At 58.3% G+C, this 12,651-nt stretch carries 12 protein-coding genes and 1 pseudogene; 7 read left to right on the top strand and 6 right to left on the bottom strand.

What is annotated here, in order from left to right:
* Window positions 1-124: 124 nt before the first annotated feature.
* Entirely contained in the window at window positions 125-640 is a 516-nt protein-coding gene (locus tag LVD08_RS20210) for an Hcp family type VI secretion system effector (RefSeq protein ID WP_027613808.1), read from the bottom strand.
* A 355-nt stretch (window positions 641-995) separates the two neighbouring features.
* Window positions 996-1,082 (bottom strand): annotated as a pseudogene (locus tag LVD08_RS20205) (G/U mismatch-specific DNA glycosylase); the annotation flags it as partial.
* Between the two features lie 87 nt (window positions 1,083-1,169).
* Here LVD08_RS20205 and LVD08_RS20200 point away from each other — a divergent pair.
* Entirely contained in the window at window positions 1,170-2,114 is a 945-nt protein-coding gene (locus tag LVD08_RS20200; RefSeq protein ID WP_115990012.1) for a LysR family transcriptional regulator, read from the top strand.
* Window positions 2,115-2,159: 45 nt separating this feature from the next.
* On the opposite strand, the gene LVD08_RS20195 is transcribed toward LVD08_RS20200, so the two are convergent.
* The 3 genes from LVD08_RS20195 to LVD08_RS20185 form a co-directional block, all read right to left on the bottom strand.
* Window positions 2,160-2,411: a DUF2790 domain-containing protein gene (locus tag LVD08_RS20195; protein ID WP_247269046.1), complete on the bottom strand. Its 252-nt coding sequence runs from the start codon at window positions 2,409-2,411 to the stop codon at window positions 2,160-2,162.
* Between the two features lie 647 nt (window positions 2,412-3,058).
* Entirely contained in the window at window positions 3,059-4,327 is a 1,269-nt protein-coding gene (locus LVD08_RS20190) for a DUF1479 domain-containing protein (RefSeq protein WP_247269045.1), read from the bottom strand.
* A 117-nt stretch (window positions 4,328-4,444) separates the two neighbouring features.
* Complete coding sequence (locus tag LVD08_RS20185) at window positions 4,445-5,317, bottom strand: helix-turn-helix domain-containing protein (RefSeq protein WP_247269044.1); 873 nt, start codon at window positions 5,315-5,317, stop codon at window positions 4,445-4,447.
* 460 nt (window positions 5,318-5,777) lie between these two features.
* Here LVD08_RS20185 and LVD08_RS20180 point away from each other — a divergent pair, with 460 nt between their 5' ends.
* The 6 genes from LVD08_RS20180 to LVD08_RS20155 all read left to right on the top strand — a co-directional run bounded on the left by LVD08_RS20180 (window position 5,778) and on the right by LVD08_RS20155 (window position 9,829).
* Complete coding sequence (locus LVD08_RS20180; RefSeq protein ID WP_247269043.1) at window positions 5,778-6,140, top strand: DUF6124 family protein; 363 nt, start codon at window positions 5,778-5,780, stop codon at window positions 6,138-6,140.
* A 120-nt stretch (window positions 6,141-6,260) separates the two neighbouring features.
* On the top strand, window positions 6,261-6,560 hold the full coding sequence (locus LVD08_RS20175) for a hypothetical protein (RefSeq protein WP_247269042.1): 300 nt from the start codon (window positions 6,261-6,263) through the stop codon (window positions 6,558-6,560).
* A 353-nt stretch (window positions 6,561-6,913) separates the two neighbouring features.
* Window positions 6,914-7,411 carry a PAAR domain-containing protein gene (locus LVD08_RS20170; RefSeq protein ID WP_247269041.1) on the top strand — a complete coding sequence of 166 codons (498 nt, stop codon included), beginning with the start codon at window positions 6,914-6,916 and terminating at the stop codon, window positions 7,409-7,411.
* A gap of 3 nt (window positions 7,412-7,414) precedes the next feature.
* Window positions 7,415-8,146: an alpha/beta hydrolase gene (locus LVD08_RS20165; protein ID WP_247269040.1), complete on the top strand. Its 732-nt coding sequence runs from the start codon at window positions 7,415-7,417 to the stop codon at window positions 8,144-8,146.
* Entirely contained in the window at window positions 8,146-8,667 is a 522-nt protein-coding gene (locus tag LVD08_RS20160; RefSeq protein ID WP_247269039.1) for a hypothetical protein, read from the top strand. The genes LVD08_RS20165 and LVD08_RS20160 overlap by 1 nt, the downstream gene beginning before the upstream one ends.
* A 187-nt stretch (window positions 8,668-8,854) precedes the next feature.
* Window positions 8,855-9,829: an AraC family transcriptional regulator gene (locus tag LVD08_RS20155; protein ID WP_247269038.1), complete on the top strand. Its 975-nt coding sequence runs from the start codon at window positions 8,855-8,857 to the stop codon at window positions 9,827-9,829.
* Window positions 9,830-10,545: 716 nt separating this feature from the next.
* On the opposite strand, the gene LVD08_RS20150 is transcribed toward LVD08_RS20155, so the two are convergent.
* A complete protein-coding gene (locus LVD08_RS20150; protein WP_247269037.1) occupies window positions 10,546-12,465 on the bottom strand; it encodes a tyrosine-protein phosphatase in 1,920 nt (639 codons plus the stop codon).
* Between the last annotated feature and the right edge of the window lie 186 nt (window positions 12,466-12,651).

Here is a 12,651-nt window from a genome sequence, read left to right as displayed (position 1 = left end):
TTGTTCCTCGCGCAATGCTGCGACGGGCGCCATTCCATGAAGCGTGGCGCACGCAAAAAATTCTGTCGGTCAAAGCCGCCCCGGCCAGCCGCACTGGCCAGGGCAGTACAACCATCAGTCGCGATTAAACGACTGGAGCACGCCAGTCATCGGAGCCCGAAGTACCGGAGACTTCGTGGGTCCAGGTGATTTTGCGGTAGGTGAACTGCACTTCTTCCAGGTGGGTGAAGTGGGCGTTCGACGGGTCCTGGCAGTTGTGCATCTTGTTGTTGATGGCGACGATGATCGCGTCTTCCAGTTTGGTGGTGTAGTAGTGCTCCTGGGTACCTTGAGCCGAAGTGCGGTACCACTGGATAACGATTTCGCTCATGCGCTCGCCGGAGGTCAGAGCCGCTTGCAGCAGAGGCGAAGCCTTGTCGTAGACCTTGGTGATCACCACTGGCTTGTGCACGCGCTGACCGGTTGGCTGACCGGATTGCGGATCACGCGGGATGATCACGTCGTGGGTGAAGGCCTGAACCATGACTTGGTCTTCGTGACCTTCCTGGAAGGTGTTGCCCACGGAGTCGGCGGTGAACGCGCCGGCAGTGATCAGACCTTGTTTTTCGCCAGTGACGGACATGTACGCTGGTGTTGCCATGGGGATGCTCTCCTTGCTCGAAAATACACAACCGACAGGCACCATTGCCTGCCCGGGTGCCTGCTCAGAGATCAAATTCCGTGCCAGCCATCAGCTAGCTATTACGGATCAACGGGTTGCCGGCAATGCCTTCGCGTTTAGGCGTTTAAATTTCGATAAACAGAAAAAAAGTGCGCAAGAAGTTGCGCAGTACTGTGCAACTTCTTGCGCACTTGGCTGGAGGGCTTGATTTAGAGAGGCTTGAAGGGAATTCTCGGGTGAAATTGGCGAAGCAACTGCGCAACTTTTTGCGCAGTGGTGGTGTTTAGATTTTCGACGCTGGCGCCACCACCTCCTGCCCCGTCAACGCCGCATACGCCGCCGCGAGCAACCCCGGATTGATCCCGCAAAACACCACCGAAAGCCCCGGCGCCAGAATGTCTTCAAGCCCTTCACCCGCCATGCGCGCGCCCCTCGTTCGCAAACATTTGCAACACCACCCGCGGCAAACCCTAGAATGGCCATCCCAGCCACAGAGCCAACCACAACGATGGACGTTATTCAGACCCTGCGCTGCTTCGTCGCCGTCGCCCAGAGCGGCAGCTTCACCGCTGCGGCCGATGTGCTCGACACCACCACGACCAACGTCTCCAAAGCCGTCTCCAGCCTCGAAGCCCGGTTGCACACGCGCCTGATCAACCGCACCACTCGCCGCCTCGCCCTGACCGAAGCCGGCGTGCGTTATTTGCAGCGCGCCGAGAAAATTCTCGATGACCTGCGCGAGGCCGATGACGAAGCCGGCACCGCGCAGACCTTGCCGGTCGGGCGTCTGAAGATCCACGCCATGGCCGCCATCGGCAACCACTATGTGATCAATGCGATCGCCCGCTACCGCGAAATTCACCCCACGGTGATGTTCGACCTGACCCTGAGCAATCGCCTGCCCGACCTGCTCGAAGAAAGCTACGACATGTCGATCGTCCTCGCCCGCGACCTGCCGGATTCCGGCTTCGTCGCGCAACGCCTGGGCACTACTTACAGCATCCTCTGCGCCTCACCGGCGTACCTGGCCAAACGCGGCCACCCCGCCACACCCGCCGACCTCGCCGCGCACGACTGCCTGCGCATCGTCAACACGGTGATGCCCGCAGACAACTGGGTGTTCGAAGGCCCGCAAGGCATGGAAACGCAGAATATCCCCGACTCACCCTTCCACATCAACACCGCCGACGGCATGGCCACGGCGATCAGAAATGGCATGGGCATCGGCATTCAGCCGCTGGCATCAGCCGTCGAAGGATTAGTGGGAGGAACGCTGGTGCGGGTACTGCCGCAGTACCGCCTGGAGGAATACAACCTGTTCGCGATCTACCCGTCGCGCAAATTCGTCGACGCCAAAATCAAGACCTGGGTGGAGTTCTTGAAAACCGCCATCCCGCAACTGCTGGCATCCGATGAAGACATGGCCGGCGCCAAGGAACTTGCCAACGCTTAGTGTCGCAGACCCGGAGTGTCGACCCTCCAGCGCCGGCATCGACCATCAACCGTTGGAACAACCGCTACCCATCACCTGGTATTGCACGACATGCCGTGCACCGGTCGAGTCGTCATAAGTCATCTGCACCGGCACCGCGCCGCACTGATTGGCCGCTTCGGAGATCGACACTACGTGGGCGATGTCTGCTTGAGCGGCGGCGTTGTAGGCCTCGACTTGCGCGGTCTCGTCAGCTGCAAACGCCTGCGCGCCGATACCGCCAAGGGCCAGAAGTACAGCGATTTTTACAAATTTCATGATGTTCACCGTCTCGTGGGGAACCGTGTTTGTTCACGGAGTGGAGACGATGTTAGGGGTTCAAGCGCACGGCAAAAATCGGTCGGTTGGACAAACACTGTGTCCAGAATGGTGATGAATAAATCCACACACCGTGGATGCCCCTTCGCGAGCAGGCTCACTCCTACAGGTTTTGCGCCGACCACACCATTCCAGAACACCGCAAAACCATTGTGGGAGCGGGCTTGCTCGCGAAAACGCCAGCCCAGTCAGCGAAAAACCCAAGTCTGCCGCCAGTTCAAAAACCGCCTAGCCATGGCCGTTTTCAACCACCAACAGGCAAACCACTCATATCAGGCCGTTATCACCCCCACATTGGGGCTACAAGCGCCCGCGCATTTGCCTACAAATCTTGCGGAAGTGGCTGGCTTGTAGGCTTTCCGAAGCAGTTCTATCTTTCTCCTCGCATTGCCGTCGACCAATCTGCGCCCATCCCGCCCAAGGCAGTAAGCCGTCCTAAACATTCAGGATGTGCCAAACCCTTGGGCGTTTCGCTGTCCGAAAGGCACCCCGCTCAATCAGACAAAACAAAAAACGGTGGTGAGAGGATTTAGCGAAACATCGCAGCGTCCCGATGGGCCGCGACCGGCCCCAAACCCCAAACTCACCTACTCCAGCCCAAGCCCCGCACGCCCCAGCGAGTTCAGACGCTCCACAGCAAAACGCTCCTCCCACGACCGCTCATAATCCTCACGCGGAAAATCATCCGGCGAAGCCCCCTGCTCGAACGCCTTGAACACATCCCGCGCATAATGCAGATTCTTCGCACACATCGGCGCCGCCGGCACGTACATCACGTTGCCCCAGCCCTGCTGGTTCTGCACCGGCGCGACGCTATGGATTACATCGCAATGCCACCACACCGAATCACCGGCCTGCACGTCCGGAATCGGACTCAGCCCCTCCACCAGCAACGGATGCCATTGCCGCGACACCGGCAGCACCTTGCCCGGCGCCACCCCACACAACTCGTCTTCGGGCACGTCATCAAGTAGCGGCCGCAGCAGCAGGTAGGCCATCGCCTTGGGGATCGGCACGGTGTGCAGCACGCCTTGATCGGCCTGCATGTCCGACAGCGCAGTCCAGCCCTGAAACGTGCGAAACGCCGAGCACTTGACCGTGTCCTTGTAGGCGTATTCATCCACCTCGGTGCGAAACGCCGCATCCCACGGGTCGTAGGCCGCGAAGTCGTTGCAGTAGATTTTGTCGAAAACTTTCAGATACGCCGGATGCAACCAGCGCTCCAGCGCCCCGGAATCGGTGTGCGGGCCAAGGCCTTTCGAGTGTGTGCCCGGCGGACGTCGGCGCACCCGATCCGGATACAGCGCATTAATATCCGGGTTGAACCAGTCCTGGCCGTGCGAATGAGTCTTCCACAATCGATTGAGAAACGCCTGCGCCGTGCCCATCCGCTCATGCTGGCGCAGCTGCATTTGCGCCGCCGACCAGTAGATCGGAAAAATTTCCGGCCGCGACGCCTCAAGATTGCCGAAAAACTGGTCAATCGGCCCGCGATACAGCGCATCGAATCGATTCTTGTCGAGGTAATCCAGCAAGCCCTGGTCCCACTGCAGCACCTGCTCGCGGGGGAAATGATTGCGGAGCACCACACAACCGCGACGTTTGATCAAGGCCAGTTGCTCGGCAGTCACTGTGCCAGCGGCGATCTCAGCGAACTCCAGCACCGGCCAGGCCGACCCGGTCTGCGCCTCCTGCGCTTTGATCGACGCAATTTCGCCGGCAATAAACTCACTGACCTCGGCGAACAGCCCCTGTACATCGCCGATCTGCGCGCGCAAGGTGCGTTTCATTTTGACGATGCTGTCGCGGTAGTTCTCCGGAAGCGTTGCGCTCTCGAATGCCTGGTATTTGCTCATCGGGGGACCTGCAGACCTTATTGTTGGTGCAGGTATGGGACCACTTCCGAGGGTGGTGGCGGCAGCCTGATTTGCCGCGTCGACTAATACGATTGTGGCGTTTAAGCAGCGCGCCGCTTACAGAAAATGATGACCGTGCTGACGACGAAACTCTGAAGGTGTCAGCCCCTTCAACGCCTTGAACTGCCGATTGAACAGCGCCAGCGACGAATACCCCACTGCCTCGGCAATCAACGAAACCGTCGAGTGCCCCTGCATCAACAGCGCGCAGGCGTGTCCGACTCTTAGCCGCACGATGTAGTCCAACGCCGTGCTGCGCGTATGACGACGGAACATCCGATGGAACGCCGACACACTGACGCACGCCATCTCGGCCAATGCGGGAATGCTGATCGCCTCGGTGTAGTGACCATGCACGTAATCCAGAACCCGATGGATGCGCGGGTCTTCAACAATCTGGCTGCCAACCTGCGAGTCCGACGCAGAGAGGACTTGCCTGGCATCGACGTCCCGCGTCAGTTTGCTCAACACGGTCAACAGCGCGATCAAACGCTCGGCCGGCTCCTGCTCGACCATCGCCTCAATCAGCGGCCGAATCTCCCGCGACGCCACCGCACTGAAACTCAACGCCTGCCGCGCTGCCGCGAGCAATTGCCGCAACGAACCCAACTCCGGAAACAACGCCACCAGCGACTCCGCCCACGCCACCGAAAACCAGATCACCAGCGCTACATGCGGTTGCCCGGCATCGACCCGCTCCGCCGACGACCAGCTGTGCGGCACGTTTGGCCCGACCAGAATCAGATCGCCGTCATCGTAAGGCGCGACGTCATTGCCGATATAGCGATGTCCACGGCTGTTCAACGTCAGCGTCAGCTCGTACTCGGGATGGTGATGCCATTCGAACGGAATCGCCTCCGGCAAACGCCGGTTCAGCAGTGTCCACGAGGCAGTGGCTTCGGTGGGGATTTTTTCGAAACTGGGTTTCATGGTGATCGATTCTGCTCTTTGGCGTGGGTGGCGCGCCACGATCGTATCACCGCGATCGAAATGCTCAAGCCGCGCATCGGTCAGTTTCTCGCTCGTGTTTAAGGTTTTGCCAGAGCCGTTTAAAGACACCCAGTGTTACGTCATCCCAGGCTACAACGCCTTGCGCCATTGCCTACGACTACGCCAGAATCCGCCGGCTTGTGCGCCCAGGGTGCGGGTTCTATCGTGGGTCGGTCGCTGAAAAGCAGCGATCGGGTTTGGTAGCCCGGTTTCACACATGGCGCAAAACGTCACCTTACGCAGATGCCTTCTGGCGGCTGTCTTAATGGTGGCCATGCGCAGGGCGCTTTCGAGCGCGCCGGTTTTTCCATGTGTGCCGGTCTACCAACCTTCGTAATGGCCACCACCCTCGTTTGGTAGCGAATGTGATGGTTCCCTTAGCCACATATGGAGCGTCATCATGTTCAAAGTCACACCGAACCCGCCCGAGACCGAAACAGTCTCCCCCTACGAATCCCCCGATTCCCGAAAACTCAGCGAAGCCGCCGAACGCGCCCTCGACCACTACCTCAACCCCGCCAGCCAAATCATGGCCACGCCCTACACACCCAACGCCATGTTTCTAGCCAACCCAAAAATCGCCACCGAGGAATTGCTGGCGAACGCCAGTGAATCACTGGGTTCGGCGACGGTGATGTTGGGGGATGTCGCGGCGCTGGTTGAGGGGCCGATTCGCAAGACGCTGCTGGGCATTGCGCAGGTGGTGATGCTGGGGGAACTGGCGGTGAATCAGGCGTTGGATAATGTTGTGCCGACGCAATAACTCGTAAGACCTCTGTGGCCGCTAGCTAGCTTGGTGCCACGGAGGGTATTGCCTAGTGGACATCAACACGAACGGTTCGAAAAGCTACCTGCCACGAGCCAAATTCAACGGAAATCTACATTGAAAATAACAACCGCTACTCGTTTCGATGATGTCGACCATGACGCTGGCTATGAATACCGTGGGGTTAACTACGTCATCCAGAACGGCGAAGACACTTTTATGATCCGAACCTACGACGATGAGCCCGGCAAGGCTACCGTGGTGCATCCAACAAGCATGTCCAAACACTCAAGTCTCAGGGTACTCGTTGGTTTTCTACAATCTGAGCTAAGAGTATCCAGAGTATCCCTCTACAAGGGCGAACTCGGGACCTATGCCAAAATCGATCTCGACAGCCTGGAGTTTCCCTCAGCCTGAATTTAGTAATGACGGCAGCGGCCTATTACGCTCTGCAAAAAAGTTCGGGAACGAGATCAAAAAGTACGAGTACGCGCGAAAATCTCGTTGAACGAGACCTTCACCTCGGGCATCCTTCACGGCGATTTTTCAAGGACGATTTATTTTTATGAATGCCCCGCGTACGGAAGCGCCACCGCGCCACAACTCCTCAGATACGCCCCCGCATTTCAGAACTGAAAGCCATCCCTTCTTGGGCGACGGCTACGTAGAGCTGCTGCTCGTAAAAACAGCAATCGCCTAATCAAACTGCCGCCCAACGCTCGCTCGAGAATCTCGAGCTCGCCTACTCACATTTCGAAACGGAACCTCCCATGAGTGGAAAACCAGCTGCTCGCGTCTCAGACCCCACCAGTTGCCCACTTCCAGGACACGGTACCAATCCTATTGCCAGCGGCTCGCCGAACGTATTCTTCGACGGCCTCGCAGCTGCTCGCATGACCGACAAATCCGCCTGCGGTAGCCCAATTACCGGGGGCATCAGTTCGACTGTATTCATCAACGGCCTGAACGCCGCGACAGTAGACAGCACCGGAGGCCACGGCAACATTGTCATTGGCGGCTCCGGCACCGTCATCATCGGCGACACCGTTGTATCAGCGCCCTTCAGCGGTTTACTGCCGATGCCGGTGCACTTCAGCGACAAGATCAAACTGGTCGACGGCACGACCGGCGAGCCAATGCCTAATCACGGTTACGCCATCCAACGTGAGGATGGAAGCCTGGAACATGGCGTTAGCGATTCAATGGGCTTCACCCATATGGTGAGTTCGCACTTGGCAGAAACCATCAAAATCTTTCTGGAAGACTAAGTAATGGCCGCAGAGCAAATTGTTCTTCCAAACGGCAACACCGCAAGCCTTGCGGCAACGAAAACATTGACCGCTGCAAATGACTCAACCGTCAAAGCAGTACCAGTTCCGGAAAAGAAAGCCATCGTCTTCTTTATCGGTGGCGCCGCAGACCAGGAAAAGTATTATTTCCAAGGTGCCTATCACAACATCGATGCCGCAAAAAATCTGCTTGATAACAGAATAAGCCCAAACGCAAAACTGAAAACCAAATACACCAGCTGGGCCAGAGGCTACAACGACGCCAAAGGTTCCGGAGACATCAAAACCAACTTCATCGACAAAATACCCAGCAAATCAAGCCCCGTATATATCGTGGGTCACAGCTTGGGTGGATGGAACGGAGCACATCTTTCTAAAATTTTATCTGAAGCGGGTTACAGCATTAAATTCCTGGTGACACTTGACCCTGTCGGCGAAGGTTTTTGGGTATGGCTGGGCTCGGATATCTACATGTCAGAACCGCAACCTGTCGCAGAGACCTGGATTAACATTCGAGCCAACTCAAGCAAACCCGACTCTTCTGACAGCGTCGCTGATTTCGGCGAGCGCTGGAATATAAAATCCGGTCCGACTATGAACAAAACCATCGATATCCACCACGCCTCTGCAGATTGGATGTTCATTCAGCCGGTTCAGGAAACAAAATCAGCGCTCGATCTGATTTTTGACTCCATCAATGGTATTTTCGGTTAATGAATCTATATCGCTGCTTCGTCTACCTGACATTACTTCTCTGCGCTGGCTGTGTAAAAACAGCCAACATCCCGCCCGCCGATCTTACTTTGTCGTCTTTCGAATTAGGGCCGAATAATCTTTTTACTGTGAAATTTACTTCAACAGTAGATTTGGCTAGCGCATTCAATGATTTCGAAAACTCTAATCAGCTCACGCCAACGCTGACCTGCTCGTTAGACGGCGACATGAATTTTTCGTCCGAGCATTCAATCAATATAAAGGCTGAAGGCCTGGTGAATGCGAGCAGCCAAGCCAGACCAAATCACACCTTCACTTCAGAACTTGTTTTTTACAATACAAGACCCGATGGGACGCAACTCGACCTGAATGATTACGAAGCCGTCCGACCGCTACTAGCCAATAAAGCTTTCATACCCTGCAAGGTACGCATTACCGCGTATGGATATAAAACCTATTACACAAAGTCATTGATCATTCCAACCATGAAAATGACAGAGCAGATATTTAAAAACCCTTAGTTTTTTTAGATGCAACCTAAGCAAGCACTTACCTGAAGTATCTGCCCGCTGCTGCTGGATATACCTGGGGGTTATTGGCCGTCTCCAGTGACTCAATCTCCCGTCACAAACCTGTCACCCCCAACCTGCTAACCTCCCCTGCGCCTCTCCCCACTTACCCAAGAGCCCCAAAAAAAGGTGCCCCAAGGTGTACTCCGTCGCCCCACCTCGCCAAAAAATCATCCTCCGCTCCGAAAACCTCCACTCCGAAGACTTCGGCGCCCTCTTCTCCCGGCTCTTCGGCAATCGCTACGCCGACACCCCGCCGATCCCCTCCAACATCATCATCGGCGGCGTCTACGGGCGGCACGACGGGGTCAGTTTCCGGCGTATGCATTACCACGGTGATTTCACCGTCACCTTCCCCGACCCGCAGGACGAGATCACTTTTGTGATTCCCACGGCGGGCAAGATTGTGTTCAACCACCGCACCGAGTCCGTCGGTGTGGCGCAGGTGGGGTTGGCGATTGATAAGGCGGATATCCGTTCGATGCGTTTTCTCGACAATCACGCGCAGCACGGGATTTCGGTGAATCGGGGGCAACTGACTGAGCGTTTGGCGGCGTTGTTGGGGCGGCCGATTGTGCAGAAGATTGTGTTTGAGCCGGTGGTGGATCTGCACTCGGCGGCGTTTGGCGGGATCAAGGCGTTGATTGATCTGGCGACGGGGACGGAGTTTGATCTGTTGCTCAATAGCGGCACGCTGATGCCGTCGCGGTTGCGTGAGATGTTGATTGATGCGGTGCTGGAGGCGTGGCCGCACAATTTTACCGAGGCGTTGCGCCAGCCGGCGCCGAGGGTGACGCCGCGGCATGTGAAGTTGGCGGTGGAGTTTATTCAGGCGCATCCCGAACAGTTGGTGAGTGGGGTTGAGTTGGCGCGGTTGAGCAATGTCAGTCAGCGCGCATTGCAGGAGGGCTTTCGGCGGTTTGTCGGGATGTCGATTGTGGCGTATCAGCGTCAGGTGCGATTGGAGCGCGCTTTCGAGGCGCTGGGGCAGCGGCATTCGGCGTCGGTGACGGAGGTGGCGTTGCGCTTTGGCTTCAGTAATGTCGGGCGGTTTTGTCAGTATTTTCAGCAGGCGTATGGGGTGAGTCCGGCGCAGATGAGGGGGCGGGGTTGATTGGTTTATCGACGGGAATGCTGATGGGTCAGTTGATGGTGATGTTGGCTGACATGACGCCTTCGCGAGCAGGCTCGCTTCCACAGGGTTAGTTGGTGGACTCAAGATTGCGGCTGGTCGGTGCCGTGGGGTTATGTGCTGGGCTCAGGGTTGGCGGCTGGCCGGGATCTGAATGTGGGAGCGGGCTTGCTCGCGAATGCGGTGGGTCAGCCAAGGTGATGGTGACTGACATGGCCTCTTCGCGAGCAAGCCCGCTCCCACAGGGTTAGTTGGTGGACTCAGGATTGGCGCTGGTCGGTGACACTGCTGATGTGCTGGACTCAGAGTTGGCGGCTGGCCGGAATCTGAATGTGGGAGCGGGCTTGCTCGCGAATGCGGTGGGTCAGCCAAGGTGATGGTGACTGACATGGCCTCTTCGCGAGCAAGCCCGCTCCCACAGGGTTAGTTGGTGGACTCAGGATTGGCGCTGGTCGGTGACACTGCTGATGTGCTGGACTCAGAGTTGGCGGCTGGCCGGAATCTGAATGTGGGAGCGGGCTTGCTCGCGAATGCGGTGGGTCAGCCAAGGTGATGGTGACTGACATGGCCTCTTCGCGAGCAAGCTCGCTCCCACAGGAATATGCAGTGGACTCAGGATTGGCATCTGGCCGTTCCAACGGGTTTGCTGGTGCTTTGTCAATGGTGGTCATCCTTGACCTTGCGTTGTTATCCCTGCTTTAGAACGCGTAACTGGCCTTGAGGCTGCCGCTGAATCCATGGCTGTCACCGCCGCCGCTGGCACCGACTTCTGCGCCGACGCTGACCGCGCCGAGGCTGGCCATCAGGTTGACGCCGCCGCTGAACTGGTCGCGGTTGTCGAAGGCGGCGCGTTGTTCGATGTCGAGGCCCAGAAGGTGGCCCTGGCTGTTGACGTCGTTGCTGCCCAGCGTGCGTTCGTAGCCGACTTGTACGCCCGGCACCAGTTGCCAGGCGCCCATCGCCACCGGGGCAAACGCCACGTTGAGGTTGGCGACGGCACTGCGGCGGGTGGCGGTGTTGTCGTCGATGTCGAGTGCCAGTTCGCTGCCCTTCTCTTGGAAGCCTTTGAGGTCGAGGTGGCTGACGCGCAAGCCGAGGCTGGGTTCGAGGATCATGCCGTTGACCGGCGCGCGGTAACCCAGCGCCAGCGTCGCGCCGGTGAGGTTACCGTGGGTGTCGCCCTTGGCCGTGCCGAGGCCGCCGCCCAGTTCGCGTTTGCTGTCGTAATCGACGTAGCCGGCGCTGGCGTTGGCGTCGACGAACAGGCCACGTTCCAGGCTAGTGAAGCCGTAGCGCGCGCCGAGGTTGAAGAAGGTGAAATCGGTATCGGCCTCGCCGCCCGCGCCGCCAACAGTGCCTTTGCTGTAGCCGAAGCCGCCATGTGCGCTGAGTTGTTCGGAGAAGCGCTGGGTGAAGCCGACCATCAGGCCTTGGCTGTGTTCGTTGCTGCTTTCGGCGTGGGACGAGCCGTCGGTGCCGAGGTAACCGGCCAGCGCGGTGGTCCACAAACGGTATTGGCCGACTTTCAGGTCAGTGCCGCTGGCATAGGGCGCGGCGGCTTGCTCGATCATTGCATTCTGGCGCAGCAGGTAGCTGGCGGCGTCGGCGTGAACCTGGCCGCCGACCTGGGACTCGACACCGCCGAGGGTGCCGGCGTCGATCGCCGATTGCAGGTAGTAGTTGTAGGCGCTGTAGGTGCCGGACAGGTTGCTGTTCTGCAACTCGCGCAACCATTCGGCACCGGCAGCGGCGTTGCCGATCAGCCCGGCCTGACCCGGCAGGCTGTTGTACTCGACCAGTTTGCCGCGCAGGACGTAAATGGTTTCCTGGGACAGGCCGAGGCCTTGCTTGAGGTAGTTGTCCATGCTGCCGTATTCGGCGGTGACCTCGTCGAGACCGGCCTGCAAGTAGCTGGCCTGCACACCGAGCAGCGGCGCGTAGACCGAGGCCATGCTTGGCGGCATCGCTTTAAGAGTCGCGGCGACGCGGGCGGCGGTGTAGTCATTGGTCGCCAGATAGTTGGCCATGATGGTCGCGTTATCGACCCCGGCGATGCTCTGCAGCACGGCGGCGGTCCAGCCGGTGCGGTCCTTGCCGGCGGTGCAATGGAACAATTGTGCGCCGTCGGTGGTAGCCAGTTCGTTGAACAGCTTGCCGAATTGACCGCGCATCCCGGCGTCGCTGACGAAGGCGCGGTTGGTCTGTTCCATCATGGCAATGGCGTCGGCCGCGCTTTTGAACGACACGGTGGTGATGTTCGCGCCGGAGGTGGTGCTGCCGATGATGTCGATGTTCTGGTAGGTCGCACCGGTCAGCATCGTATCCGGCGTGCCGGCGATTTCGCTCGGCGTGCGCAGGTCGTAGACGGCTTTGATGCCGAGGCTGTTGAGGGTCGCCAGATCCGCTGCCGACGGCGTGATCGCGTTGGAGCGGTAAAACACGCCGCTACGCATGGTGCCGTCGTGGGCGGTGGAATACGCAGTAGTCAGGCCGGCGACATCACGGAAGTTGTCGATGCTTTGCAGACGCGGCGTGTCGAGCACCAAAGGCTCGGCGGCGTGGGCAGCGGCGATGGACAGGCTCAGAACGGACAGCGAACACACAAGACGTTGAAACACAGTGCAGCCTCATTGGAATTAGTGTTGGGCTGGCTACTATCTGCAATCAACTGATACCAAATATGACAGAACGACTGCGCACGCAAATGCCTGCGCGATTGGGCCGTGGGCTGCGTTTTTTGTCCGTATCTGCCAGAGAGCCACTGTAGGAGTGAGCCTGCTCGCGATAGCGGTGTGTCAGACAAC

It is taken from the genome of Pseudomonas sp. YL2 (genome assembly GCF_023063025.1).
Classification (GTDB): Bacteria; Pseudomonadota; Gammaproteobacteria; order Pseudomonadales; family Pseudomonadaceae; genus Aquipseudomonas; species Aquipseudomonas putida_A.
The sequence above is the reverse complement of the archived record's forward strand: the minus strand, read 5'-3'. Positions and strand labels throughout refer to the sequence as shown.

What these genes read in the sequence shown, in the direction of transcription:
- LVD08_RS20170 (WP_247269041.1), top strand. Translation starts at nt 6,914, where the DNA reads ATGAGTGGAAAACCAGCTGCTCGCGTCTCAGACCCCACCAGTTGCCCA.
- LVD08_RS20200 (WP_115990012.1), top strand. Translation starts at nt 1,170, where the DNA reads ATGGACGTTATTCAGACCCTGCGCTGCTTCGTCGCCGTCGCCCAGAGC.
- LVD08_RS20160 (WP_247269039.1), top strand. Translation starts at nt 8,146, where the DNA reads ATGAATCTATATCGCTGCTTCGTCTACCTGACATTACTTCTCTGCGCT.
- LVD08_RS20165 (WP_247269040.1), top strand. Translation starts at nt 7,415, where the DNA reads ATGGCCGCAGAGCAAATTGTTCTTCCAAACGGCAACACCGCAAGCCTT.
- LVD08_RS20210 (WP_027613808.1), bottom strand. Translation starts at nt 640, where the DNA reads ATGGCAACACCAGCGTACATGTCCGTCACTGGCGAAAAACAAGGTCTG.
- LVD08_RS20185 (WP_247269044.1), bottom strand. Translation starts at nt 5,317, where the DNA reads ATGAAACCCAGTTTCGAAAAAATCCCCACCGAAGCCACTGCCTCGTGG.
- LVD08_RS20195 (WP_247269046.1), bottom strand. Translation starts at nt 2,411, where the DNA reads ATGAAATTTGTAAAAATCGCTGTACTTCTGGCCCTTGGCGGTATCGGC.
- LVD08_RS20190 (WP_247269045.1), bottom strand. Translation starts at nt 4,327, where the DNA reads ATGAGCAAATACCAGGCATTCGAGAGCGCAACGCTTCCGGAGAACTAC.
- LVD08_RS20180 (WP_247269043.1), top strand. Translation starts at nt 5,778, where the DNA reads ATGTTCAAAGTCACACCGAACCCGCCCGAGACCGAAACAGTCTCCCCC.